The sequence below is a fragment of the Nocardia sputi genome (assembly GCF_023501985.1).
Window position 1 is genome coordinate 55446 of record NZ_JAMFLC010000016.1, and the last position, 21351, is coordinate 76796.

Genomic DNA, 21351 nt, shown 5'->3' on the forward strand with positions numbered 1-21351 from the left:
AGCGCTCATGGGAGCAACGCCGCCGCGATCGACTCGTTCGGGATCGCGCCGGGCGGGACGGCGAAGATCGCGCTGCCGGTGTGCTCGATGAGGGGGTTCATCCGGTCTTCGGCGGCGAGTGCATTCTGCGCTCTGATGAATTGTTCGGGCGGGTTGTTCATGTAGGCGGCGAACAACAGGCCGGCGTCGAGCTGGTTGTGGCCCCCGTGAGTATGTTCGGGCGTGCCGGGCAGGTGTGTGTGTGGAGTCTCGGGGGAGGAGCCCGCGGCCCCGGCGTTCGAGATCAGTGTGCCGTAGTCGTAGTTGTAGCCGCGGCGCAGCATGGGAATGCCATGGACCAGTCGCACATGGGCGCCGGGCGGGATCGCAAGTTCGCCGTCTCGGCCGTGGTGGGTGAGGTCCACCGGATCGGATTCGGCCGCACCGCCCAGGGGCGCCCCATCACTGCGGCGGCGGCCGATGATGCGGTCCTGCTCGGTCTGCGGCAGCTGGTCCCATTCGGCGGTTCTCATGCGGATTTTGCGGAACACCAGGTAGCTGCCGTCCTGGAACCAGCCGGGTTCGTCGGCGGAGCGAACCCATACCGTTCGATCGAACTCGGTGTTGCCCGGGCGGGGGTTGGCGGTGCCGTCCTTGTGGCCGAACATGTTTCGCGAGGTGCCACCGTCGGCAGGACGGCTCAGGAACCCGTGCTGGGTCCAGCGCAGGCGCGCCAGTCCCGGCATGCGTGCCCGCAACGCGCGGAACGTGTGGCTGACGATCTGGGCGTCGTCGGCGCATACCTGCACCAGCACATCGCCGCCGCACCACGCCGGATGCAGGATGTCACCGGTGAACGCGGGTAGCGGTCGCAGGTGTCGCGGACGTTGGGCGGCGAGCCCGAACCGCTCGTCGAACACCGAGGGCCCGAGGCCGAAGGTGACAGTCAGGCGAGCCGGAGCCAGCCCGCTCGCGAAGTCGGTGTGGGCGCTGAACCCCGGTGGCGTCCCCGGTTGCTCCGGGAGCGGTGCACCGGCCGCCAACGCGGCGGCGGTCGCCGTCCAACCGGCCAGGAGTGCGCGCAGCGCCTCACGGTCCGGTCGCGCGACGTCGACCGCCAGGAACAGCGCGTGCGACTGCGCGGGGGTCGCGATGCCTGCCTGGTGTGGCCCGTGGAAAGGTTCCAGCCGCGTCCCCTGGGGGGTGTCGGGTGCGGTCGCGCGGCCCGCGACCACACCGACCGCCGCGGCTCCCGCCGTCGCCAAGCCCGCGCCGAACAACCCGCGCCGGGTGACGCGCGGCGATTCGGCTTCATTCCGGTCCGCAGTAGATGTGCTCATGCCCTGTCCCGCCTCCACACTGTCCCCCGTCGCTCGTACTCCATGATTTCCTCGATCGCCACGGCGATATCCGAACCCAATTCCCGCTGCACCAACCACAGAGCGAGGTCCAGCCCGGAGGTGACGCCGCCAGTGGTGACCAGATCGCCGTCGTCCACGACCCGTGCCCGGGTGATCACGCCCCCTTCGCGCTCCAGTTGCTCGATCAGCCGGTGGTGGGTCGTGCACGGCCTGCCCCGCGTGATCCCGGCCCCTGACAGCAGCATCGCGCCCACGCAGACCGAGGCCATCGTGAGACCGTCACGCCGGGCGGCGGCCAGCAGCCGGGGGATGTGCCCGCGCGCGATCTCGCCGGGCACGCCGGGAGAGCCCGGCGACAGGCCGTAACCGCCGCCGGGCACCACGATCACATCGGCACGCTCCGGAGCCCACCCGGCCGAGACGTCGATCCGGGTGCCGGACATGAGCACCACCGAACCGGGACTCGCCGCAGTCACCAGCTCCACACGTGCACGGGAATCGAAATGCGTCGCATAACCCAACATCTCCAGCGGCGCGAAAATATCCATGTCATCCACACCGTCGAATGCGGGAATCTGCACCCGCCACCCGTCCGGCCCGGTTCCGCCGCGGGCCGGCGGAACCGGTGTGAACGGACTCGACAGCGCACCCGCTCCGGCGACAGCGCCGAGTCCCGTCCGCAGCGCTGCACGCCGGTTCATGTGCGCTCGCGAACACCGCACAGCGCGGCGGCCATCGAACGATATGCGCGACAGGAGATTCCGGTACGCGTGCCCGACCTGCTCACAGGGAGAAATACGGGTCGTCGAGCACATACCGCCACGACCCGTCGCTCCCGCGCCGTGCGATCTCGGTCGAAGTGGAGAACACCGGGTCACCGTCCGGCGTCGCGCCCGACACGGTGGCATCGTTGGAGATCAAAGCCAGCTCCCCGACCACGTGCACGCGACGGGGCCGCAACTCGATCTTCGCCCCGGAGTCGATCATCGCGGCGAGCGAACTGCGGATGGCCTCGGCGCCGGATCGCCGGTCACCCGGGCTCGGCAACAGCAGCGCCGTCGGCTCGTACAGCGACATCAACGCGTCCAGGTCACCGGCGTTGAAGTACCGCGCGAACAGCGAGGCCAGCTCGGTCGGCTGGGGGGCTCCCAGGCCACGGTCCCCGATCCGTACCGGGCGGTCGTTCCAGCCAGCGTCCTCGACGGCGTCGAACCAGGTGGTCGGCGCGTGCGTCGGGTAGTAGAGCTGGCAGAGCTGACCCGGGAAGGTGAACCAGCTGCCCTTGGCCGGATTGTCACGCACCTGCCGAGCCAGAATCTCACCGAATGCGTAGCCCAGGTCATAGCGCGGCCACACCGCATGCACTCGAGCAGCGAAACCGTCGGACAGCTGTGCACGCCGCAGCCCCGCGATGTCAGCTCCCGTACCCATCTGCATCAGCGCCTCAACCGTACCGAAACGACGCGCGATGCCGTCGCTGGTGTGCAGGGCGACAGCGTTCCACACCGTCTGCACCCGCTGCTCGTCGACACCCTTGCTCCTGAGGAACTCCGCGGCCGCGTCAGCTCCGTCTATCTCGAAACGCTGGTCGCCGTTCGCAAAGTCCGTCGCCCCCAGGTCGTGCAGCAGACAGCTGAGATACAGCAGCTCGTCGTCGTAGTCCGCACCGGCCCGCAACCCGTCGACCGCGGCCAACTCCCGCGCATACAGGTAGGCGCGCACGCAGTGGTTGTAGACCAGCGGCGGCGACACCTCGGCCACCAGCGCGTCCGCGGCCACGGCGAGATCCGAAGCGGGCAGTGCGAACTGGGTCGCATCGGCGTTTTGAACGGTCATCGTGCTCCTTCCGAAATGTGCGCACTCAGTGTGTGCCCGGAAGTAGCGGCCGCCCAGTGGCCAGATAGCCATCTATTGCCCAGATCTGGCCACAGTTTGTTCGTAGCTCAGTGCGTGGACTCGGCCATCCGACCGGTCGGCTCCTGGTGGCGATCCACGGACCGCATGGCACGGCCAGAATGGTGAAAGTTGTTGCGGTAGGCCTGCGGAGACGTCCGGGTCAGCCGGGCGAAGTGGTAGCGCAGGGTCGTGGCGGCGCCGAAGCCTGCCTCCTCTGCGATGCGGTCGATCGACAGGTCGGTGGTCTCGAGCAGCTGCTGCGCACGATGCACACGGGCGCGTAGCAACCATTGCAAGGGGGTGGTCCCGATCTCGGCACGGAACCGGCGATTGAGGCTGCGCACGCTGATCGCCCCGTGCGCGGCGATGTCGTCGAGGGTGAGCGGGCGGTGCAGGTTGACCTGCATCCAGTCGAGGACCGGTTGCAGCGATGTGTCGGGGCTTTCGGGGTCGGTGTAGGTGATGAATTGCGCTTGCCCACCGTCTCGCTGCGGCGGCATCACGATCCGGCGGGCGGTGTCGGCGGCCACCTTGGCGCCGAGATCCCGGCGAACCATGTGCAGGCACAGATCGAGCCCCGCCGTTGCCCCAGCCGAGGTGAGTACCGCGCCGTTGTCGATGAACAGCACCGAAGCGTCCACCTCGACGAGCGGATACCGGCGCGCCAGCTCGGCGGCGTGTTCCCAATGGGTGGTCGCCCGTTGCCCGTCGAGCAGTCCGGTCGCGGCAAGGGTGAACGCGCCGACGCAGACGGAAGCCATCCGTGCTCCGCGCGCGGCCGCGTCCAGCAGCGCCTCGCGAACGCAGTCGGCGGGTTCGCGCTGGAACTCGGATTGCCCCGGCACGAGGACTATGTCGGCATCGGCGACGCTGTCGAGAGCCCAATCCGTCTGCAGTCGCACCACACCGTGCACGGGGGCGATGGCGGCAGTGCCGCCGATCGTGACAACCCGGATTTCGTAATGCTTTTGCCCGCTCACGGAATTCGCGGCGCCGAACACGAAGCCCGGGAGCATTACTTCGAAACCGAGCGCGTTGTCAGGAGCCAGTACTGCCACGATCGCCATGGCCAGAATTTAATGGATAGCCTGATAACAGACACCGGCGCCCCGGCGCCGCCCGGGCCGCACCACTGACGCGGGGTTGGAGACGCGGCGAAAACCCCGGGTACTCTCCAGTTCGTTATGGTGTCCGCCGTCCTGCTACTGACTGCCTGCATCCAGCTGGCCTGCGTGGTGCTGCTGTGGACTCGCATCACCCGAATCCCCCGGATCTGGTTGCTGGGCCTGGTGGGCATCGGCGTGGCTTACGACTCGGCGATCGTCGGGCTCGGAGCGACGCTGGGGGAGGGGGCGTTGCTGCATGCTCTGAGTCTCGGCCGATTCGTCGGCCACGCCCTGCTGACCCCGCTGCTGGTGCTCTGGGCGGCCGACCGAACCGGAGCGAGCCCGCGGTGGCGGCGGTCGGCGCTGGTGCTCACCGTCGCATTGGTGGCGTGGGGCGTGCTCACCGAACTGCCGCACCTGCGACTCGTGCCCCGCTGGTTCGCCGATACCCTTCGCTATTCTGCCGAATCCCCGGCACCTCCGGTGCCTGCGCTCGTCGTGACTGCGGTGCTGCTCGTCGCCGGAATCGTATTGTGGCGCAGCGAAGGGCGCCTCTCTCCGTTGCTGAGCACAGGACTGCTGTTGCTCGCGTCCGCGGCGGCCGTGGCCGTTCCACCGCTCGGCAATGTCGGTGAAGCCGTAATGCTCGCCGCATTCACAGGCGCCGAAGTGCGAGTCTTTTCGAGCAAAGCCGATATGTCGGCGAGTAGCGGTGACGAGCCCGAGGCGGGCGCCGGCGCTTAGCGGGGACGGCCCGTCTGCCGCCTATGCGCTGATGATCCGACACGAATTGCGCAGCATTCCAGCTGCGGTTCGGGATGGGCCAGCGGGCTCGCGCGCGCCGGAATGCGCACCGTGCCGGATGTACGCAACGGCAGCCCGCCAGCAGTCGACGGTATTAACATTTACTTACGTAGATATTAGCATTCACGCATGTGCCTCACGAATTCACTAGCGTGGAGCGATAGCCTTACCGGTATGGCACGGGATGAGCGCGGAGTTACCGCCCAGAGCGAAGACTTCTCCACCTGGTACAACGAGCTGGTCGTGAAGGCCGGTCTCGTCGATCGGGGTCCGGCCAAGGGCACCATGGTGATTCGACCGTACGGGTACCGGATCTGGGAGCTGCTCCAAGCCGAGCTGGACCGCCGGATCAAGGACACCGGGCACGAGAACGCCTACTTCCCGCTGCTGATCCCACAGAGCTACCTCGAACGCGAAGCCGACCACGTCGAGGGGTTCTCTCCTGAGCTGGCTGTGGTCACCCACGCCGGCGGCAAGGAGCTCGAGGAGCCCCTGGTGGTGCGGCCCACGTCGGAGACGATCATCGGCGAGATGATGGCGAAGTGGATCTCCTCGCACCGTGATCTGCCGATGCTGCTCAACCAGTGGGCCAACGTCGTGCGCTGGGAGATGCGCCCGCGCATGTTCCTGCGCACCACCGAGTTCCTGTGGCAGGAGGGCCACACCGCGCACGTCGACGAGCCGCAGGCGCGGGCGGAGATGGAGCTGGCGCTGGACATCTACGCCACTGTCGCGCGGGAGCTGGCGGCCATGCCGGTCGTGCCGGGGGAGAAGACCCCGGGTGAGCGGTTCGCCGGTGCGGTCGACACGCTCACCATCGAATCGATGATGCGTGACGGCAAGGCCCTGCAGGCGGGAACCTCGCACTACATGGGCACCAATTTCGCGCAGGCCTTCGGCATCAGCTACGCCGCCGCCGACGGCCGGGACACGTTGTGCCACACGACCTCATGGGGGATGAGTACCCGCATGCTCGGCGGGGTGGTGATGACCCATGGCGACGACCGCGGCCTGGTGCTGCCCCCGAAGCTGGCGCCGCACCAGGTGGTCATCGTGCCGATCACACGTGGTGACAGCGCCGCTGCGGTGCTCGCCGCCGCCGATGAGCTGGCAGCGAAGCTGCGCGCGGCGGCAATTCGGGCGCATGTCGACGACCGCGATCAGACGCCGGGCTGGAAGTTCAACGAGTGGGAGATGCGCGGTGTGCCGGTGCGTATCGAACTGGGCCCACGCGATCTCGCGGCAGGCACCGCGGTGCTGGTGCGCCGACTCGGTGACGAGGGCAAGCAACCTGTGGAGCTGTCGAGGCTGCCCACGGCGATACCGACCATCCTCGAGGATTTCCAGGCATACCTGCTACAGCGAGCCACCGACTTTCGCGACGACCACACTCGCACAGTCGACGACTGGGCGGCGTTCGAGACTGCTGTCGCGAGAGGGTGGGCGCTGGCCTTGCACTGCGGGCAACCAAGCTGTGAGAACGACATCAAAGCGATCACCGCGGCGACCCCACGGTGTGTGCCGTCGGCCGGCGCAACCGAGAGCGGCCGGTGCGTGCGCTGTTCCGCACCGGCCGCTTACGGCAAGCGGGTGATCTTTTCTCGCGCTTACTGATCGGTGGGCGTCGGCCTCATACCAGCCGATACTTCCAGCCGACGATCCGGTTGAAAAGCGTATCGCGCACCGAGGTCAGCCAGAAAGCGGGGGATCTCGACGGCCCAGGACCATTTACACCTGAAGTTCGCTCCTCGCGGTGCTCTACTCCGTGTCATCATTCCTGGGTCGCGTATTGGTGGGAGGGGACACATGAGTCGGATGTCCGATGCGGACATGCCCGCGTTCTGGCGCAGTGCGGACGCGGCGTCGTTGCGGGGGCAGCAGATGACGCTGCGGCTCAACCGCATTCGGCTCGGCGGGACGGTGTTCGCCGCGGTCGGCGGAGCGCTGACTTGGAAGGCAGGCGCCGTCAATGTATGGGGTGTGGTGGCACTGCTCGGGTTCGCCGCCGCGCTGGCAGCGGAGATCGTGTCGAGCACTGTGCGGCCCGAGCAGGACTGGTATTCCGGGCGCGCGCTCGCGGAGTCCGCCAAGACCTTGGCATGGCGATATGCGGCGGGCGCTGCTCCGTTCCTGCCCTCGATGAGCGCGGCCGATGCCCGCGCCGCGATGCGGGACCGCCTTGCCGCCATCGCCGCGGAGTTCGGCAACCAGATTCCGATCGGAGCGGGCGATGCCGTCGCCACGTCCGCGATGCAGACATTGCGAGCCGCCCCGTTCACGGAGCGCAAGGCTGTCTACCTCCGGGACCGCACCGAAGACCAGCGTCAGTGGTACGCGAACAAAGCCGAGGACGCGAAGCAGAAGATGTCTCGGTGGCGTGTTGCACTGGTTTTCGGAGAAGTTCTGGGATTGGTGTTGGCCGGGTTGCGCGCGTTCGGCGTCTGGGAGATCGACTGGTCAGGTGTCATCGCCGCCTGCATCGCCGCGGGTACCGCATGGATGGGCATCAAGCAGTACGCGGCACGGAACTCTGCCTACGCCACGGCAGCGAACGAACTGGCCTTGCAAGCCGACAAGCTGGCCGATGTCTCGGAAGTCGAATGGCCGCAGGCCGTCGCGGACGCAGAAGAAGCCATCAGTCGCGAGCACACCATGTGGCTGGCATCCCGCACCGCCAACCTGCTGTGAGCTCGTCCCGGCTTTCGTAGCTCCCCGATGTGCGCCATGCGCTGCACTTCTCTGGACCCGGAGAGGCTGTCCCGCGCAGCGCGGTCGGCGTCTGTTTTGTCCGTGTCGTCCGTTATGGCTGGGCTCGACCGGGACACCGTCCGTGGCGGATTCATCCACGGTTGGTCGCGCTCGGTGGATTGTCAGCGGTGGGCGGCATGGTAGGCGCGGCCCTGGGTGGCCACGATGCGCACCAGATCACCCAACGCGATCTCCACATCGGCGAGGTGCAGACCCCACGTCGCGTCCGGCACGGCGTACAAGTCGGGGCTTCCCGGCTCCGGAGTCGCCATCAGCACGTTCGTGTCGCCGTTGCGCAAGCACTGGAGCCGGTAGCGTTCGGCGGGATCGAGCCACGGGGTCGGCGCGACGACAGCGGACGCTCCGTCCTGCAATGCCAGTTCGACGCCGAGCGGGCTGGGCACCGGATTCACGCGCAGGACACTGGCGGCGACGCGAGATTCGTTGCGGTCCAGAGAAACGGGGTTGGTGCAGGCGACTTCGTAGTCGTCGCCATACGGACGTGGGAGCGGCTCAGGAGTCACGGGGTTGCGACCGAATCGGCTGTCCGGTGGGGGAGTCTCGTCGTATGTCTGCCAGGCGAGCACACACCCTGTCTGCTGCTCGGCGCGGCACAGCGGCAGATGCTGGAAATCGCCGCCGACGTCGCGGTTCTTCGGTACGACCACATTGCCGCCGAGCAGGATCGCGGACACGATCCGATCTCGTACCTCCGGCCGCGGGTCGATTTCCTCCCTGATCAGTTGACGCAACATGCGTGTACCCTGCGAATGTCCGATCAACACCACCGGTCTGCCGTCTCGGCGCTCGCCGATGAACTGCCGCCAGGCCCGCAGCACGTCCTCGTAGGCGATCCGCGCCATGTCGGCGCGCCGCTCGGAGGTATACGCCTTCTCCGCCGCCAGCGCGGCCAGGGTTCGCTGCCGGTACACCGGCGCGTATATCCGGCAGACTTGGGAGAAGCGGGCCGCCTGTTGTTCGGCTACGGCTCGGATCTCCGGAGTCACCGAGGTATCGGCGTTGGGGGTCGGTTCCAACGATGCCGTTGGATAGACGTAGAAGCAGTCCGAGCCCGAATCGTTCGCCGCCGGTTCGTCCCGCACGTCCGGCTGCCCGGCCCGGCGTACCGTTGTCGCCGAACTCGCTCGGCACGGATCATCGGCCCGATCCGGTCGGCACAACCACACGACGCCGACGTCCGCAACCGGATCCGCCGCCGCGCTCACCGGCAATCCCGACAGGACGCCGGCGCCACAAGCCGCCGCCGCAACCGTCCGCCGCCACCAGCTATCCCGCATCGCACACCTCACCGCTTCGCGCGCGACTCTGAGCCTGTGCCCCGCGACACCGCGCATGTTCGGAGGGGCGGCCTTCGACGGCGTCAGCTTAGCGACGATCGCGCCCGACCAGAAGCGATGTCGAGTTCGAGCCGTGCCCACCACCGTAGGTGATCCCGCATCCGTGGTGATCCCGCATCCGCGGTGATTCGGCCGAGTCGCACGGGCAACGGATTGATCGGCTTTTATCGAATTCGTCGACCAGCGAATCGAATCACGCTCGACTCATGGTGTATTCACGTCCATCGTGTTATGCATGAGTCATGCATGATGACCGCACCGGCAATCTGCTCGGAGCCGCGGCGCTGGCGGTGACCGATCTGATGCTCGAGGACGTGACCGAGATGTCAGGGGCCGGCCCAAGGGCTGCCTCGGCACTCGTGGTGCTGGCGACCTCCGCCGCGCTGAGCGGTACCGAGCTCGGCAGGCGGGTGGGTCTGAGTCAGTCCGCGGCGGCGCGGATGATCGACGGGCTCCTGCAACGTGGATTGGTCGAACGGCGGCCGGGTCAGGGCCGTGAGGTGTCCATCCGGTTGACGCGGCGAGGCCGCACCGCGGCTGCCGGCATTCTCGCCGCACGCAGGGATCGGTTGACCCGAGCCCTGGCCGTCCTGGACCCGTCCGAACGCGCCGCCCTGTCCGAGTTGCTCGGCAAGTTGCTGACCGGGCTGTACGGCGAGGTGGGCGACGCCGATCTGTTGTGCCGCCTGTGTGACCGTCGCTGTTGCACAACCGATGCCATCTGCCCGGTCGGACAAGCAGAGCGGGAGCGAACCGGATGACGTCGGGCGCCACGCTGGCGTTGGTTTCCGCGGCCGCGTACGGTCTGTCCGATTTCACCGGTGGCCTGCTGGCTCGACGCGCTCACTTCCTCGTCGTCGCGTTCTTCGGACAAGTCGGCGGCCTGATCGTCGCCCTGGTCACCGCGCCGTTGTTCGCCGCCGCGGCGGATTGGAAAAGTCTTGCGTGGGGTGCCATCTCGGGGGCCGGTACGGCGGTCGGCATGCTGTTGCTCTTCCGTGGGATCAGCCGAGGCGCCATGAGCGTGGTCGTCCCGGTCAGCGCGGTCAGCGGTGTGACGCTGCCGGTGTTGATCGGGGCGCTGTGGCTCGGCGAACGGCCATCGCTTCTGGCCTGGGCGGGGATCGTGGCGGCGATTCCAGCACTCTGGCTCGTCTCGCACGGCCACGGCACCGCGGGCAGATCGACAGCCGCGACCGTGGACGCACTGCTCGCAGGCACGGGCATCGCCCTCCAGTACCTCGCGCTGGCACAAGCCGACGCGGCGGCCGGAACCTGGCCCGTTGTCACCGGACGCCTGGCCGCGATCGCCACCCTCCTGCCGCTGCTGCATCGGACCATGCCCCGCCGCCCGCGTGCCACCGCGCTCGCCATCCTCCTGTCACTCGTCACCGGGGTCCTGGCCGCCCTCGCTCTGGTCTGCTACCTGCTAGCGACCCGGGAAGAACTGGTCGTGATCGCCGTCGTGCTGTCGTCCCTCTACCCCGCGATCCCCGTTCTCCTCGGCATCGCGGCGCTCGGCGAACGCTTGACTCGGAGCCAGGCGTTCGGGCTCGCCGCGGCCGCCGCCGCCCTCGGTCTACTGACAGTCGGCTGAAGATCGGATCCGGTCGGTGCCGCCGCCCGGCGCGGGCCGTCGAAACAACCGTCCTGGTCAGGCGGCAGACTCGGGTAGGTTCCGGTCGGCGCGACTGCTCGTCGTCGGTAACGGCTACGGCGAGCAAGCTCGAGGATTGGTCGGTCGTCATCGCTGTCGACATCGGGTCGACCCCGCCGTGGTGGGAGCGTCAGTTGTCCGGCAGGCGGCCACTTCGCGGATCGGTCGAATCCGGCCCGGAAAGGTCTCGCTGCCACGTCACAGTCAGATGGTCGCGCTCGCCGAACCGGATGAGATGTCTCGCGAGCACATCCTCGAGCCGCGGCAGATCCTCGGCGGCCGCGTCGATGCGCAGATGCAGTTCGCCTTCCCGGGCGGTGAGGGTCGCTCGCCCGACTTCGAAGTCGATCCAGCCCGAGGCGGAGTCCGCCGACCATGAACCGCCGTTGCGTCGCCCGAGATGCGCGACCAGCTGCTTGCCGTATCGCTCGGGTCGATCGGTGCGCACCACCGACTGGGACGAGGACGAAGGAGCCTCTGCGGTCACGACGCGGCCCGCGATCGAGATTCGACGTCCGCGAGAGGGGCACCGAGGACCTGTAGCACCATGATGCGTACCAGCCTTTGGGTTGCTCTGCATTCGCGTTTTCATGCCGATTGCGGCGCGTGTAGCCCGACCGAAGGACAGCCCTGCAACGCCGACGTGGCAATCGTCTCGGGACTACCCCGGCGAACTGCCATTTACACAGCGGCACGGGACCGCCTATCCGACATAGGTACCGATCGAGTGGCGATTGCACAGCAACCTTCCAGTGCTGGCTACGTAAACTCTCGACATGACCGATCTGGCGGAATTCGCTCGGCTGATCGCGGGCGACCACGGACTCTGCGTCGTCTCGACCCTCCGGGCGGACGAAACGATTCAGTCGTCTGTGGTGAACGCGGGTGTCTTGGCGCACCCTGAGGCCGGTACGGACGTGGTGGGGATCGTGGTGCGCGGCGATGCCCGCAAACTGGACAACCTACGTGCCCGGGCGCGTATGACGATCGTCGTCCGGGTCGGTTGGCAGTGGGCCGCCGTCGAGGGGCCGGTCTGGATCGCCGGGCCGGACGACCCGGTGTCCGGCATCGATGCCGAGCGGCTGCGGCTTCTGCTGCGTGAGGTGTTCACCGCGGCCGGTGGCGTCCACGAGGACTGGGAAGAGTACGACAGGGTGATGGCCGCCGAACGTCGTGCGGTGGTGCTGATCGTGCCGGATCGTGTCTACGGCAACAGCTGAGGTTCCATTCGTGCCGTGTCTGCGAGCCGTGTGTGAATCCGACGACGGCTACGGCGGTAGGTGACGACTTCCGGCTCTGTTGGCAGTGTGTCAACAAATGTGCTGCGCTAAGACGCGTCCATGGCGGCGCAGGGCCCGCTTCGTCATGGCTCGACCGGTCGGTGCTGCTCGATGAGCATGCGGGCCATGCGCTTCGCGCGCCGGGCGGCCTCGAGGTCGCCCTCGGCGGCGGAGATGATCGAGCCCTTCATCAGGATGTGCCAGGAGCGGGCGAAGTCGTCCGGGTCGCACAATCCCGCCGCCTCGGCACGGCTGCGTACGATGCCCCGGATATTGTCCAGATATCCGATGCTTGCCTGCCCGGCCGGATGTCCCGCGCCGAGTTCGAGCAGCACGTTGATGAACGAGCAGCCGTCGAAGTCCTCGCGCTGCTGGAACCAGTCGTGGAAGACGTCGAAGATCGCCAGCAGTTGCTCTTCCGGTGTGTTGCCGAGCAAACGGGACTGCTTCTCGACCAGGCCGAGTGTCCACAGCTGCTCGCGGCGCTGCAGCACCGCGAGGACGAGATCGTCCTTGGACGGAAAATGCCGATACAGTGTGGCCTTGGCGACACCGGACGCCGCGATCACCTCGTCGGTGCCCACCGCCCGGATGCCACGCCGGGTGAACAACGTGTATGCCGTCGTCAGGATTCGCTCCCGGGCAGGTACCGCGGGTGCGGCGTGGGAAAGGTTCGGAGTCGCCATCTCCCCGTCACGATATCGCTGTACAGACAGGCCTGTCTATGTTAGTAAAGAAAGACAGGTCTGTCTTGAGGATGCAGGGTGGGCCCTAATGTCGAGCGCGATACGCGCGAAACGAATCGAGTGCCCGTATGAGCACAGCACTGCACGGTCAATCCGGCCCCCTGCACCCACCAACCGATGAGCCGGAGGATGCTCGCCTCAGACTGAACGCCACCATCGAACATCGCGGTAGCACGGTCGTTCTCCATGCTCGTGGCGAAATCGACGCCTACACACTGCCGACGTGGCGCCGAATACTGCGCGAGGCCGCCGCGGCTACGGCGGCGCCGAATCCGATCGTGATCGATACCACCGGGCTCGATTTCATGGCATGCCGTTCCCTGCTGGTCTTGGCCGAGGAATCCGAGAGATGCCGGCATCAGGGTATGCGACTGTGCGTGGTCGGCCGCTCGGTCCTGGCCCGCATCGTGACCCTCATCGACCTCGACGCTCAACTGCCCATCTACTCCTGCGTCGAGGACGCGGTGGCCGACTCGGCGCTGAACGGGCGTTCCCATGGATGCCGTGCCGCGGGGCAACGTGGCACGGTCGCGTCGGTAGCGAAGATAGGAGATCCATCCGGCGCGTAGGCGGCGGCGCTGACGGCGGCCAACTCGGTATCCTCCCCGGATTCCCTTGCGCTCGAACTCGATAGAACGGGCGTCGCCGCCGAGCATGTTCGTCATTCCCTGCCTCTACCGTCGCGCGGTCGAATAAACTGGCCCTGCGTCGGTGACGGCAACCCGAAACCCCTTCGCGGAACTGGACTTCGGGCAGTTGTCGGCGTTTGCCAGCCGGACAGCCGAAGGGGAGGCGATGTCCCAGCGCCCGATCAGCCATACGACCAATTCGGAGCCGAACCGGAACAGCCATTCGAAGCGGCGCATCGTGATCGCGGTCGCGGCGGTGGTTCTCCTGGCTGTGGCCGGCGCGATCGCCTACTCGGTGTTCCGGTCGCAGCCGCAGGCACCGCCCACGGACTCGGCGCAGCCTGGAGCGACTATCGCGCCCGGCTCGAAGCTCAATATTCTCGCCAACGGCGATCACCCGTGGAGCATGCTCATCCGCTCGGACGCCGGAGGGGAATGCGGCCTCGCCGCCAATCACACCGCCCCGCCGTGCAGCTTGCTGATCCCGGAAGGCACCACGGTCATGCGCTTGGAAGCGACCTTTCAGCAACGGTTGATCTACGATCAACCGCCGCGGGACGGATTCCTGTGGTACGGCTGCGATGAAGGGCCCAAGTCCAGAACATGCACCTTCACAGTTACCCGGCCGGGCGGAGTGTGTATCACCGGCGTCGATCCGGAGTTCGTGCGAGGCGATGGCTGTGCGTCGCTCTACGAAGACGGTGTGCTGGACCGCCTGCCCAAGGCCCCGCCGGAATTCTCGCGTGTTCCGGTGAGTAACCGGTTGACGTGGAGTTTCCCGCCCGGCGTGTGTCAAGGCAAGTCGGGAGTGACGCGCTGCTGATGGCCGAGCCCGGTCGTTACGACGTCTTCATGTCCTACAGTCACGCGCTCGACACCGAACTGGCGCCGGCATTGCAGCGCGCTTTGCGTGGGCTGGGTCGCCGGTGGTATCGGCCGTACGCGCTGCGGGTCTTCCGCGACAGGACCGGCCTGGGCGTGAATGCCAGCCTGTGGCACGGTATCGAAAGCGCTTTGGTGAAGGCGGACAACTTCGTCCTGCTCGCCTCTCCGCCTGCCGCCCGATCGGTGTGGGTACGCCGGGAGGTCGAGTGGTGGCGGGCGCACCGTTCCCCGGAGACATTCCTAGTGGCGCTCACCGGTGGGGAGATCTGCTGGGACGAGGCGACGGGCGATTTCGACTGGGACCGTACGGATGCGCTCCCGGACTGCCTGTCGGGTTGGTTCTCCGCGGAGCCGAACTACGCGGATCTGCGCTGGGCAAGGAAAGAAGCTCTTTCCCTGCAACACAGTGAGTTCCGCAGCGACGTCGCTACCCTGGCCGCCGCCGTCCACAAGCTCAGCAAGGACGAGATAGAAGGCGAGGACATCCGCCAGCGGCGGATCACCCGGCGAATCATCGGCGGTGTCGTCACCGTGCTGAGCGTGCTGCTGGTCTTCGCCCTGGTCGCGACGGTCCTCGCGGTACGGGCACAGCAAGAGGCGCTGGATCAGCAACGGGTCGCGGCAGCACGTTCCCTGATCACGGCGGCGGATGCGGCGAGGAACGGCAGTCCCCCCGACATCGACACGGCCTTGCGGCTGGGCGCGGCCGCCTACGCCAACCTGCCGAATCCGGAGACGACGGCAAGCCTGGTCCACACGCTCGCCGGGAGCCCTCTGGCCACCGTGCTGCCGGGCAGATTCGGACGAGCCACCCCGCTCGCCTTCGCGCCGGACAACCGGCTGCTGGCACTCGCCGACGGCGGCAGAAGTCTCCAGTTGTGGAACCTCGACGGCGAGCGGCCGTCCCGATGGGGCGACGCACTGGCTTCCGACCACCTGATCGAGTTCCTTGCCGTGTCCCCGAACGGGAAGTTACTTGCGGCGGCGGGGGCCGGCATCCTGCGACTGTGGGACATCACCGATCGTGCGAAACCATCCCGAATCGAGTTGCCCGCGATGGAGATCGTTCCAGTCGGCGCGCTCGGCTTCTCGCCGGACGGCCGGTTGCTGGCCGTCGGCTTCGGCAGCGCCCTGATGCTGTTGGACGTGAGCGAGACGCCGGGCCCCCGGGTAGTGAGCTCCATCGACACAGTGGGCTCGATCTTCACCGGTGTGCCTGCACGGGTCACATCCGTGGCGTTCGCGAGCAGGACGCCCACAGTGGCGGTGAGCTATACCAACGGTCTCGTCGGCGTCTGGGATGTTCGCGACGCCAGGGCGCCACAGAGTCTCACCGGATCGTGGATCGCGAGCACTCGGGCCGTCGCGCAACTCGCACTGTCCCCCGACGCCTCACTGATCATCACCTCCGAGCAGGAAGCGGTCTCCTTCTTCACCCTCGAAGCAGGCACCGCGCGGTTGGTCGCTCACGACGACTCGCCCCCCGGGCCGACCGCGACACCGACGGACCTCTGGAACGCCGGGCTGTCCACCTTTCTTCCGGATGGCCGCGCCGCCGTCACGATCGTCGGTCACACAGTGGTGTGGTGGGATGTCACTGCGGCGGACGCACCCAGGGAGACCCGTCGATTCACGGTCGAGCACACCGGCGGCATCAACCATGAGGCGCTGACAACGAACGGCCGATGGCTGGCCACCAGCGGCGACAACGGCCAGGTGATCTTGTGGGACGTCACCGATGCGAACCGGCCGCAACGGCTCTCGGCGTCGCTCGGCGGACTGGGCGCGGACGCGTCGGAGATGACGTTCGCTCAGCGGCGGCCCGTCGTCGCGGTCGCCGCCGGCGACACCGTCGGGCTGTGGAGGCTGGAGGCCGGCCGCCGGGTGCCCGGCGGGCAGGTACGGCGACCGGGGAACACGATCACCGCGACAGCGATCTCCCCGGATGGGCGAATCCTCGCCGTCGGCGGATCCGACCAGACCACGACGTTGTGGAACATCGACGACCTCGCCGAGCCCCGACCGGTCGGGGCTGCTTTGACCGACTTCACCAATATCGTTCGCGCCATCGCCTTTTCTCCAGACGGCAAGTTACTCGCCGTCACCGGCCATCCGGCCATGATGCTGTGGGACATCACCGAACCCGGAAACCCGAAGCGACTGAGTCCGAAGCCCGTCGGGCGACCCAGCACGACGACGGGTCTGGCATTCTCACCGGACGGCCGCACCGTCGCGGCCGCGCGCGAGCGCGATGTCGTCGTCCTCTACGACGTCGCCGACGTGACGCGCTCGATCAGTGAGTTGGGTGGCACATCCCAGACCGCCAGGCACCTGATGTTCTCCCCGGATGGCCGCACCCTCGTGACCGGCGGCAGCAATCCGGGCGTGCTGCTGTGGGACGTCACCGACCGCGCCCGTCCGTCGTTGTCGGGGCAACCGCTGCCCGGCTATCCGGACTCCGTTCACCGGGTGGCGTTCGCGCCTGACAGCCGGACCCTCGCGGTGACCGCCGACACCGCCCGACTGTGGGACCTCAGCGATCGGCAGCGTCCGCGCCCACTCGGCGCTCCGATGGAGACCGGCGGATCGATGAGGCCGGTCGCATTCGCACCGGACGGGCATACCTTGGGAATCGGTGCTGCCGACCACACCATCGCTGTCTGGGATCTCCGTGGGCTCGAGGAACTGCGCGCCGATCCGCTCCGGACCGCGTGCCGACGCATGTCGTCCGTACTCGACGAGGCAACCTGGTCGTTCTACGCTCCCGGCCTCGACTACCACGACGGCTGCGGACACTAGCCCGAGGACGCGCGAACTCGAGAGTGCGGTGACGATCACGCCCCAAGCTCCGTAGTTCGAGAGTCGCCGGTTGGTCGAGTGAGTTGAACTCCGCCGGTCGACATGGATCGGCGCAGCCCGAATCGAACGAGCCGGTCCGATCATTCCCCGCGAATCCTCTGGCGGCTGTTCCTTCGCGTGACGCGAGCGAAATATTTGTGTTCGCGCTGATCGCAATCCTGTTCCTCGGCACATGCATTCGGTTGACTTCGGTATCACCTCCGTTCGGCGTCACCCAGGAGAGGCGCAGCGCCCTCGGACAGAGGGCGCGGCGACGCTCGGACGCCGGGGTGCCGCGCGCGTAATGCTGGGCCTCGAGGACAGCGCCGAACCGAGGACAGACAGAGGAGCACCACATGACAGCGCAGGCCACCGCAACCCCGACCGACGCCTTCGCCGCCGACCGGCAGGACTACCTGCCCTGCGCCTACACCGACCTGGCGACCTGCCCGTTGCCACCGGCGCAGCATCGGCTTCCGGTCGCGATCGAGGCCGGTGAGCAGATCCCGTACGAGCGGCGCTGAACTCCATGAGCGATACCACATCCCGGATCACGACGTTGTCGTTCCTGACTCCGGGCAATTATCTCGACGACGACCCCTACTCGGGGCTCGAGGACACACTGCAGCTGTTCGAGTACGGTGAGAGCCTCGGTTTCGACGGTGCGTGGGTCCGGCAGCGCCATCTCGAGCACGGCGTCGGGTCGGCCGCGGTGTTCCTGGCCGCCGCCGGGCAGCGCACCAACCGAATCGAGTTGGGCACTGCCGTGATTCCCATCGGATACGAGAGCCCGTTCCGGCTGGCCGAGGATCTGTCGCTGGCCGACGTGCTCTCCCGGGGCCGGTTGCAAGCCGGTTTCAGTGCGGGCACGCCGCCGCATGCCGAGTTGATCGGAAACCTGGTGTTCGACGGGGACTGGCGCAACTACGATCTGTCCTACGGCCGGATCACCAGGCTGATCGACAACCTGCGCGGCGACTACCTCGGTGGCACCGACACGGTGATCCACTCCCCGGGGAACATCCAGCGACCCCGCTTGCAGCCGCACAATCCCGGCTTGATCGACCGGCTGTGGTACGGCGGCGGCAGTAGCCGTTCGGTCCGCTGGGCAGGCGAAAACGGGCTCAACCTGCTGACCGGGAATATCGTGTTCGGCGACCGCAGCGACGATTTCACCGCCACCCAGCTGAGCTTGATCGGCGACTACCGCCGACTGACGGATCCGGCCCGGCCCGGCCGGGTCGCGGTGGGACGCGTGATCGTCCCGTTCGACAGCGCCGACCGCACGACCCGCGAGCGTTACCGGCAGTACGCGGCGAGCAGGTACGAGCGCACCCTGGCGCCACAGGGGGAGCGGCGGGTCCTGTTCGCGCCGGACGTGGTCGGAAGCGCCGAGGAGATCATCGAGCGGCTGCGGGCCGATCCGGTGCTCACGCGGGCCTCGGAGTTGCGGCTGGAACTGCCGTATGAGTTCCACCGGGCCGATTACGAGCAGATCTTGCACGACACCGTCGAGCTGATCGCCCCAGCTTTGGGCTGGCGGCCCGCGACGAATCGGCCCCGCACCGAGCGCAACACCGGAGAGGTGGCCGCGTCGGCCTGAGCAGACCGCTCGACGCGGGTGACCGTCGGATGGGATCGTCAGGATTGTTCGGCGAGCGCGGCGGCGAACACCGGCCATGAGCTGTGCAGGTCTTCCTGCCAGTAGGACCAGGAATGGGTGCCGTTGTCGCGCAGCTCGAATATGGCGGGAATGTTCAGCTCGCCCAGTCTGTCACGCAGCTGACGGGTGCAGTGGTCCGCGAAGGTCTCCAGTACGCCGCCGATGAGTAATTGGTCGAACAGCTTGCCGGGATGATGCTCGATACCGGCGCCGTCGAGTGTGTCGTGTGGTCCGGGTGCTCCGGTACCGGTCGAGACGTAGATCGCGGTTCCCCGCAACTTGTCCGCGTGCAGATACGGGTCGTTGGCCGCCCAGGCGGGATCCGTCGGCGGACCCCACATGTTGACCACATTGCCGCGACGCCCGCCCACCACCGCACTCACGATCACCTGACCCTGCGGATCACTGGTACGCACACACCCCGAATACGACCCGATAGCCCGATACAACCCCGGCGCGGCCAACGCCAACTGGAACACCGACGTACCCGCCATCGAGATACCCGCGATCGCGTTCGCCCCGTTCCCCCCGAACGCCGCATCCACCAGCGGAGGCAACTCCCGCGTCAGGAACGTCGCCCAACGCTGCCGTCCCAACACCGGATCATCCGCACGCCAATCCGTGAAATACGAACTCGCACCCCCGAACGGAACAACCACATTCACCTGCTTGTCCCGGAAGAACTCCACCACATCCGTCCGGCTGAGCCAGTTGCCGTCAGCCCCGCCGTCGATGCCGTTGAGCAGGTACAGGGTGGGCGCGGGAGCCGAGCTGTCGACGGCCGGAAGGACCTGTACGGCTACGGTGTTCGCCATCGCGGCGGAGTGGACCGTCAGCTCGACCAGCCGTCCCGATCCCTGTACCGCGCCTGCGATACGCGACCCATCCGGGGCGGCGCTGATCGATGACGGCACCTCCGGCGTGATCGGCTCGGCGTTCACCGAACCGGCTGTGCTGCCGGTGAATCCGAGGGCGACGGCGCTCAGTGCCGCGATCAGCCGCGCCGCGCCGCGGTGGTATGACGGCGGGGGAGGGGAATCCACACACGGCCTTCCTGAACGGGCGGAACGGAACACGGCCAACGCTAGGCGGCGCATGCGTCGGCGGGCAAGGCGCGGTCGAGGTCGTTGGGGTGGGTGGCCAGTTCGCTCGGCGTCGCACTGGGAACGTCCACAAGGTCGGAGGTATCCGTACTCACCGGCTCACGGGATGCGGTTGACTCGATGCTGGTTCTGGAGAGCCCGGTCGCCTATCTCCGGCCCGTGGAGCCGAGCGTACCGGCCGGGGTGCGGTCTGGAGATCGGAGATGCCATGTCGCTCAACGGTTCAGGAATGCGAATCCTGCTCGCTGTCATGGTGTGTGCGGCGATGGCGGCGGGCCCGAACACTGCGGCGACGGCCGAACCGCAACCGGATCTCGCATCCGTGGCGGCCCCTGACGGGTCCCGGATCCACGACATCCGCGCCGAGTCCGATCGGGTCCTCGACCTCGGCGTGTTGTCGACGGCGATGAACAGCGTCACCCGGGTGCGCGTCCTGCGTGCGTCCGATCCGGCTCGACCCGCACCGACGTTCTATCTGCTCAACGGCGCCAACGGCGGTATCAGCGACGGGAGCTGGCTCGACCGGACGGATGTGGTGGAGTTCTTCCGGGACAAGCAGGTGAATGTGGTTGTTCCGTTCGGGGGTGCGAGTTCGTATTTCACGGATTGGCGTGCGGATGATCCGGTGTTGGGACGGCAGCGTTGGGCGACGTTCCTGACGCGGGAGTTGCCTCCGCTGGTGGATGCGGCGTTCGGGGGGAACGGGGCGAACGCGATCGCGGGTATCTCGATGGCGGGTACGTCGGTGTTCCAGTTGGCGTTGGCCGCGCCGGGGTTGTATCGGGCTATCGGGTCGTATTCGGGGTGTGTGCGTACCAGTGATCCGCAGGGTCAGGTGATCGTGAGTGCGGTGGTGGGTGGGCGTCGCGGCAATGTGGTCAACATGTGGGGTCCGCCGACGGATCCGGCGTGGGCGGCCAACGACCCGTATCTGCACGCGGACAAGTTGCGGGGAACCGCGATCTACGTGTCGACCGGTACCGGAGCACCCGGACCACACGACACACTCGACGGCGCGAACGGTTCCGGGATACAGCTGGCCTACCAATTGATTTTCGGGGCTCCCCTGGAAGCCGTCACCAATCTGTGCACCCGTCAGCTCCGGGAGCGACTGCGCCAGTTGGCCGTTCCAGCCACTTTCGAGTTACGACCGGCCGGAACCCATTCCTGGGGGTATTGGGAGGAAGATCTGCACAAGTCGTGGGACACGATCGGCGTCGCTCTCGGTGTCGATCCGTAGCAGAGGAGTTCATCATCGGCAGTCGTCCGCGCTTGCGTGTCGAGGCCACCGCCCTTCG

The 21351-nt window shown here is 67.3% G+C and carries 20 protein-coding genes; 12 read left to right on the forward strand and 8 right to left on the reverse strand.

Annotated features, from left to right (window positions below):
• Positions 1–5: 5 nt before the first annotated feature.
• From M8859_RS21140 to M8859_RS21155, 4 genes are all read right to left on the reverse strand, one after another.
• Complete coding sequence (locus M8859_RS21140; protein WP_249644753.1) at positions 6–1319, reverse strand: Dyp-type peroxidase; 1314 nt, start codon at positions 1317–1319, stop codon at positions 6–8.
• Positions 1316–2041 (reverse strand): DJ-1/PfpI family protein, encoded by a 726-nt coding sequence (locus M8859_RS21145; protein ID WP_249644754.1) that lies wholly within the window; start codon positions 2039–2041, stop codon positions 1316–1318. Before M8859_RS21145 ends, M8859_RS21140 begins: the two co-directional genes overlap by 4 nt.
• 82 nt (positions 2042–2123) lie before the next feature.
• Entirely contained in the window at positions 2124–3176 is a 1053-nt protein-coding gene (locus M8859_RS21150; protein ID WP_249644755.1) for a nuclear transport factor 2 family protein, read from the reverse strand.
• A 107-nt stretch (positions 3177–3283) separates the two neighbouring features.
• Complete coding sequence (locus tag M8859_RS21155) at positions 3284–4303, reverse strand: GlxA family transcriptional regulator (RefSeq protein ID WP_159930186.1); 1020 nt, start codon at positions 4301–4303, stop codon at positions 3284–3286.
• Between the two features lie 117 nt (positions 4304–4420).
• Between M8859_RS21155 and M8859_RS21160 the strand changes: the two genes are divergently transcribed.
• The 3 genes from M8859_RS21160 to M8859_RS21170 all read left to right on the forward strand — a co-directional run bounded on the left by M8859_RS21160 (position 4421) and on the right by M8859_RS21170 (position 7834).
• Positions 4421–5086, forward strand: coding sequence for a hypothetical protein (locus M8859_RS21160; RefSeq protein WP_249644756.1), 666 nt, complete (start codon positions 4421–4423; stop codon positions 5084–5086).
• 234 nt (positions 5087–5320) lie between these two features.
• Positions 5321–6760 (forward strand): proline--tRNA ligase, encoded by a 1440-nt coding sequence (gene proS, locus M8859_RS21165; RefSeq protein WP_249644757.1) that lies wholly within the window; start codon positions 5321–5323, stop codon positions 6758–6760.
• 192 nt (positions 6761–6952) lie between these two features.
• A complete protein-coding gene (locus tag M8859_RS21170; protein WP_159930184.1) occupies positions 6953–7834 on the forward strand; it encodes a DUF4231 domain-containing protein in 882 nt (293 codons plus the stop codon).
• Positions 7835–8016: 182 nt separating this feature from the next.
• Here the strand turns inward: M8859_RS21170 and M8859_RS21175 are convergent, their stop codons facing one another.
• The gene (locus M8859_RS21175; protein ID WP_195071985.1) at positions 8017–9192 is read right to left on the reverse strand and encodes a DUF3089 domain-containing protein; all 1176 of its coding nucleotides are present in this window, start codon (positions 9190–9192) and stop codon (positions 8017–8019) included.
• A gap of 302 nt (positions 9193–9494) precedes the next feature.
• Here M8859_RS21175 and M8859_RS21180 point away from each other — a divergent pair, with 302 nt between their 5' ends.
• Entirely contained in the window at positions 9495–10013 is a 519-nt protein-coding gene (locus M8859_RS21180; RefSeq protein WP_195141067.1) for a MarR family winged helix-turn-helix transcriptional regulator, read from the forward strand.
• Positions 10010–10849: a DMT family transporter gene (locus M8859_RS21185; protein ID WP_159930181.1), complete on the forward strand. Its 840-nt coding sequence runs from the start codon at positions 10010–10012 to the stop codon at positions 10847–10849. The genes M8859_RS21180 and M8859_RS21185 overlap by 4 nt, the downstream gene beginning before the upstream one ends.
• Before the next feature lie 190 nt (positions 10850–11039).
• Here the strand turns inward: M8859_RS21185 and M8859_RS21190 are convergent, their stop codons facing one another.
• Positions 11040–11396, reverse strand: coding sequence for a DUF2218 domain-containing protein (locus tag M8859_RS21190; RefSeq protein WP_249644758.1), 357 nt, complete (start codon positions 11394–11396; stop codon positions 11040–11042).
• Between the two features lie 289 nt (positions 11397–11685).
• On the opposite strand from M8859_RS21190, the gene M8859_RS21195 reads away from it, so the two are divergent.
• Positions 11686–12129 carry a pyridoxamine 5'-phosphate oxidase family protein gene (locus M8859_RS21195; RefSeq protein WP_195071989.1) on the forward strand — a complete coding sequence of 148 codons (444 nt, stop codon included), beginning with the start codon at positions 11686–11688 and terminating at the stop codon, positions 12127–12129.
• 143 nt (positions 12130–12272) lie between these two features.
• Here the strand turns inward: M8859_RS21195 and M8859_RS21200 are convergent, their stop codons facing one another.
• Positions 12273–12875, reverse strand: a complete 603-nt coding sequence (locus M8859_RS21200; RefSeq protein WP_195071990.1) for a TetR/AcrR family transcriptional regulator — start codon at positions 12873–12875, stop codon at positions 12273–12275.
• 128 nt (positions 12876–13003) lie between these two features.
• Here M8859_RS21200 and M8859_RS21205 point away from each other — a divergent pair, with 128 nt between their 5' ends.
• From M8859_RS21205 to M8859_RS21225, 5 genes are all read left to right on the forward strand, one after another.
• The gene (locus M8859_RS21205; protein WP_249644759.1) at positions 13004–13504 is read left to right on the forward strand and encodes an anti-sigma factor antagonist; all 501 of its coding nucleotides are present in this window, start codon (positions 13004–13006) and stop codon (positions 13502–13504) included.
• Between the two features lie 142 nt (positions 13505–13646).
• Positions 13647–14387, forward strand: a complete 741-nt coding sequence (locus M8859_RS21210; protein ID WP_249644760.1) for a hypothetical protein — start codon at positions 13647–13649, stop codon at positions 14385–14387.
• Positions 14387–17248, forward strand: a complete 2862-nt coding sequence (locus tag M8859_RS21215) for a TIR domain-containing protein (RefSeq protein WP_249644761.1) — start codon at positions 14387–14389, stop codon at positions 17246–17248. The genes M8859_RS21210 and M8859_RS21215 overlap by 1 nt, the downstream gene beginning before the upstream one ends.
• A 395-nt stretch (positions 17249–17643) precedes the next feature.
• Positions 17644–17811 carry a DUF1684 domain-containing protein gene (locus M8859_RS37685; RefSeq protein WP_201295389.1) on the forward strand — a complete coding sequence of 56 codons (168 nt, stop codon included), beginning with the start codon at positions 17644–17646 and terminating at the stop codon, positions 17809–17811.
• Between the two features lie 5 nt (positions 17812–17816).
• Complete coding sequence (locus tag M8859_RS21225; protein WP_249644762.1) at positions 17817–18890, forward strand: LLM class flavin-dependent oxidoreductase; 1074 nt, start codon at positions 17817–17819, stop codon at positions 18888–18890.
• A 38-nt stretch (positions 18891–18928) separates the two neighbouring features.
• Here the strand turns inward: M8859_RS21225 and M8859_RS21230 are convergent, their stop codons facing one another.
• Positions 18929–19993, reverse strand: coding sequence for an alpha/beta hydrolase (locus M8859_RS21230; protein WP_372492927.1), 1065 nt, complete (start codon positions 19991–19993; stop codon positions 18929–18931).
• Between the two features lie 289 nt (positions 19994–20282).
• On the opposite strand from M8859_RS21230, the gene M8859_RS21235 reads away from it, so the two are divergent.
• Positions 20283–21293 carry an alpha/beta hydrolase gene (locus M8859_RS21235; protein WP_249644763.1) on the forward strand — a complete coding sequence of 337 codons (1011 nt, stop codon included), beginning with the start codon at positions 20283–20285 and terminating at the stop codon, positions 21291–21293.
• Positions 21294–21351: the final 58 nt, after the last annotated feature.

What these genes read in the sequence shown, in the direction of transcription:
- M8859_RS21140 (WP_249644753.1), bottom strand. Translation starts at nt 1,319, where the DNA reads ATGAGCACATCTACTGCGGACCGGAATGAAGCCGAATCGCCGCGCGTC.
- M8859_RS21145 (WP_249644754.1), bottom strand. Translation starts at nt 2,041, where the DNA reads ATGAACCGGCGTGCAGCGCTGCGGACGGGACTCGGCGCTGTCGCCGGA.
- M8859_RS21150 (WP_249644755.1), bottom strand. Translation starts at nt 3,176, where the DNA reads ATGACCGTTCAAAACGCCGATGCGACCCAGTTCGCACTGCCCGCTTCG.
- M8859_RS21155 (WP_159930186.1), bottom strand. Translation starts at nt 4,303, where the DNA reads ATGGCGATCGTGGCAGTACTGGCTCCTGACAACGCGCTCGGTTTCGAA.
- M8859_RS21160 (WP_249644756.1), top strand. Translation starts at nt 4,421, where the DNA reads ATGGTGTCCGCCGTCCTGCTACTGACTGCCTGCATCCAGCTGGCCTGC.
- proS (WP_249644757.1), top strand. Translation starts at nt 5,321, where the DNA reads ATGGCACGGGATGAGCGCGGAGTTACCGCCCAGAGCGAAGACTTCTCC.
- M8859_RS21170 (WP_159930184.1), top strand. Translation starts at nt 6,953, where the DNA reads ATGAGTCGGATGTCCGATGCGGACATGCCCGCGTTCTGGCGCAGTGCG.
- M8859_RS21175 (WP_195071985.1), bottom strand. Translation starts at nt 9,192, where the DNA reads ATGCGGGATAGCTGGTGGCGGCGGACGGTTGCGGCGGCGGCTTGTGGC.
- M8859_RS21180 (WP_195141067.1), top strand. Translation starts at nt 9,495, where the DNA reads ATGCATGATGACCGCACCGGCAATCTGCTCGGAGCCGCGGCGCTGGCG.
- M8859_RS21185 (WP_159930181.1), top strand. Translation starts at nt 10,010, where the DNA reads ATGACGTCGGGCGCCACGCTGGCGTTGGTTTCCGCGGCCGCGTACGGT.
- M8859_RS21195 (WP_195071989.1), top strand. Translation starts at nt 11,686, where the DNA reads ATGACCGATCTGGCGGAATTCGCTCGGCTGATCGCGGGCGACCACGGA.
- M8859_RS21200 (WP_195071990.1), bottom strand. Translation starts at nt 12,875, where the DNA reads ATGGCGACTCCGAACCTTTCCCACGCCGCACCCGCGGTACCTGCCCGG.
- M8859_RS21205 (WP_249644759.1), top strand. Translation starts at nt 13,004, where the DNA reads ATGAGCACAGCACTGCACGGTCAATCCGGCCCCCTGCACCCACCAACC.
- M8859_RS21215 (WP_249644761.1), top strand. Translation starts at nt 14,387, where the DNA reads ATGGCCGAGCCCGGTCGTTACGACGTCTTCATGTCCTACAGTCACGCG.
- M8859_RS37685 (WP_201295389.1), top strand. Translation starts at nt 17,644, where the DNA reads ATGACAGCGCAGGCCACCGCAACCCCGACCGACGCCTTCGCCGCCGAC.
- M8859_RS21225 (WP_249644762.1), top strand. Translation starts at nt 17,817, where the DNA reads ATGAGCGATACCACATCCCGGATCACGACGTTGTCGTTCCTGACTCCG.
- M8859_RS21235 (WP_249644763.1), top strand. Translation starts at nt 20,283, where the DNA reads ATGCGAATCCTGCTCGCTGTCATGGTGTGTGCGGCGATGGCGGCGGGC.